A 3,186-nucleotide genomic window follows, 5' to 3' on the forward strand; every position below is an offset into this window, starting at 1 on the left:
GCGGGGTGATGGGTGGCTGGTCGTTGTTTGAGAACTGCACAGTGGACGCGAGCATCTGTGGCCAAGTTTTTAAGGGCGCACGGTGGATGCCTTGGCACCAGGAACCGATGAAGGACGTGGGAGGCCGCGATAGTCCCCGGGGAGTCGTCAACCAGGCTTTGATCCGGGGGTTTCCGAATGGGGAAACCCGGCAGTCGTCATGGGCTGTCACCCACTGCTGAACACATAGGCAGTGTGGAGGGAACGAGGGGAAGTGAAACATCTCAGTACCCTCAGGAAGAGAAAACAACCGTGATTCCGGGAGTAGTGGCGAGCGAAACCGGATGAGGCCAAACCGTATGCGTGTGAGACCCGGCAGGGGTTGCGTATACGGGGTTGTGGGATCTCTCTTTCACAGTCTGCCGGCTGTGAGGCGAGTCAGAAACCGTTGATGTAGGCGAAGGACATGCGAAAGGTCCGGCGTAGAGGGTAAGACCCCCGTAGCTGAAACATTGACGGCTCGTTTGAGAGACACCCAAGTAGCACGGGGCCCGAGAAATCCCGTGTGAATCTGGCGGGACCACCCGCTAAGCCTAAATATTCCCTGGTGACCGATAGCGGATAGTACCGTGAGGGAATGGTGAAAAGTACCGCGGGAGCGGAGTGAAATAGTACCTGAAACCGTGTGCCTACAAGCCGTGGGAGCATCCTTGTGGTGTGACTGCGTGCCTTTTGAAGAATGAGCCTGCGAGTTTGCGGTGTGTTGCGAGGTTAACCCGTGTGGGGTAGCCGTAGCGAAAGCGAGTCCGAATAGGGCGTTTTAGTAGCGCGCTCAAGACCCGAAGCGGAGTGATCTAGCCATGGGCAGGTTGAAGCGGAGGTAAGACTTCGTGGAGGACCGAACCCACCAGGGTTGAAAACCTGGGGGATGACCTGTGGTTAGGGGTGAAAGGCCAATCAAACTCCGTGATAGCTGGTTCTCCCCGAAATGCATTTAGGTGCAGCGTCGTGTGTTTCTTGCCGGAGGTAGAGCACTGGATAGGCGATGGGCCCTACCGGGTTACTGACCTTAGCCAAACTCCGAATGCCGGTAAGTGAGAGCGCGGCAGTGAGACTGTGGGGGATAAGCTCCATGGTCGAGAGGGAAACAGCCCAGAGCATCGACTAAGGCCCCTAAGCGTACGCTAAGTGGGAAAGGATGTGGAGTCGCACAGACAACCAGGAGGTTGGCTTAGAAGCAGCCACCCTTGAAAGAGTGCGTAATAGCTCACTGGTCTAGTGATTCCGCGCCGACAATGTAGCGGGGCTCAAGCGTACCGCCGAAGTCGTGTCATTGCAGCAATACTCCCAACGGAGGCTGTGATGGGTAGGGGAGCGTCGTCTGCCGGGTGAAGCAGCCGCGTAAGCGAGTTGTGGACGGTTGACGAGTGAGAATGCAGGCATGAGTAGCGATTCACACGTGGGAAACGTGTGCGCCGATTGACTAAGGGTTCCTGGGTCAAGCTGATCTGCCCAGGGTAAGTCGGGACCTAAGGCGAGGCCGACAGGCGTAGTCGATGGATAACCGGTTGATATTCCGGTACCCGCTGTGAAGCGTCAAACATCGAACCAGGCGATGCTTAGTCCGTGAAGCCGTTCCGGACCCTTCGGGGAATGGAAAGTGGTGGAGCCGACGAACCAGACTTGTAGTAGGTGAGTGATGGGGTGACGCAGGAAGGTAGTCCATCCCGGGCGGTGGTTGTCCCGGGGTAAGGGTGTAGGACGTCAGGTAGGTAAATCCGCCTGGCAATAGTCTGAGACCTGATGCCGAGCCGATTGTGGTGAAGTGGATGATCCTATGCTGTCGAGAAAAGCCTCTAGCGAGTTTCATGGCGGCCCGTACCCTAAACCGACTCAGGTGGTCAGGTAGAGAATACCGAGGCGTTCGGGTGAACTATGGTTAAGGAACTCGGCAAAATGCCCCCGTAACTTCGGGAGAAGGGGGGCCAGTCCTGGTGACGGAATTTACTTCCTGAGCTGGGGGTGGCCGCAGAGACCAGCGAGAAGCGACTGTTTACTAAAAACACAGGTCCGTGCGAAGCCGTAAGGCGATGTATACGGACTGACGCCTGCCCGGTGCTGGAACGTTAAGGGGACCGGTTAGTCACATTTCGGTGTGGCGAAGCTGAGAACTTAAGCGCCAGTAAACGGCGGTGGTAACTATAACCATCCTAAGGTAGCGAAATTCCTTGTCGGGTAAGTTCCGACCTGCACGAATGGCGTAACGACTTCTCGACTGTCTCAACCATAGGCCCGGTGAAATTGCACTACGAGTAAAGATGCTCGTTTCGCGCAGCAGGACGGAAAGACCCCGGGACCTTTACTACAGTTTGATATTGGTGTTCGGTTCGGCTTGTGTAGGATAGCTGGGAGACTGTGAACTCTGGACGCCAGTTCAGGGGGAGTCGTCGTTGAAATACCAGTCTGGTCGTGCTGGATGTCTAACCCGCGCCCGTGATCCGGGTGGGGGACAGTGTCTGATGGGTAGTTTAACTGGGGCGGTTGCCTCCTAAAGAGTAACGGAGGCGCCCAAAGGTTCCCTCAGCCTGGTTGGCAATCAGGTGTTGAGTGTAAGTGCACAAGGGAGCTTGACTGTGAGACCGACGGGTCGAGCAGGGACGAAAGTCGGGACTAGTGATCCGGCGGTGGCTTGTGGAAGCGCCGTCGCTCAACGGATAAAAGGTACCCCGGGGATAACAGGCTGATCTTCCCCAAGAGTCCATATCGACGGGATGGTTTGGCACCTCGATGTCGGCTCGTCGCATCCTGGGGCTGGAGTCGGTCCCAAGGGTTGGGCTGTTCGCCCATTAAAGCGGTACGCGAGCTGGGTTTAGAACGTCGTGAGACAGTTCGGTCCCTATCCGCTGCGCGCGCAGGAATATTGAGAAGGGCTGTCCCTAGTACGAGAGGACCGGGACGGACGAACCTCTGGTGTGCCAGTTGTTCTGCCAAGGGCATGGCTGGTTGGCTACGTTCGGGAGGGATAACCGCTGAAAGCATCTAAGCGGGAAGCCTGCTTCGAGATGAGTATTCCCACCCACTTGATGGGGTAAGGCTCCCAGTAGACGACTGGGTTGATAGGCCGGATCTGGAAGCACCGTGAGGTGTGGAGGTGACCGGTACTAATAGGCCGAGGGCTTGTCCTCAGTTGCTCGCGTCCACTGTGTT

1 rRNA gene is annotated in these 3,186 nt (G+C 56.8%); it reads left to right on the forward strand.

Features of this window, described 5'->3' with window-relative positions:
• Window positions 1-59 precede the first annotated feature (59 nt).
• Window positions 60-3,164, forward strand: a 23S ribosomal RNA gene (locus ACZ5K7_RS48190).
• Window positions 3,165-3,186: the final 22 nt, after the last annotated feature.

It is taken from the genome of Streptomyces sp. NPDC031497, assembly GCF_055580905.1.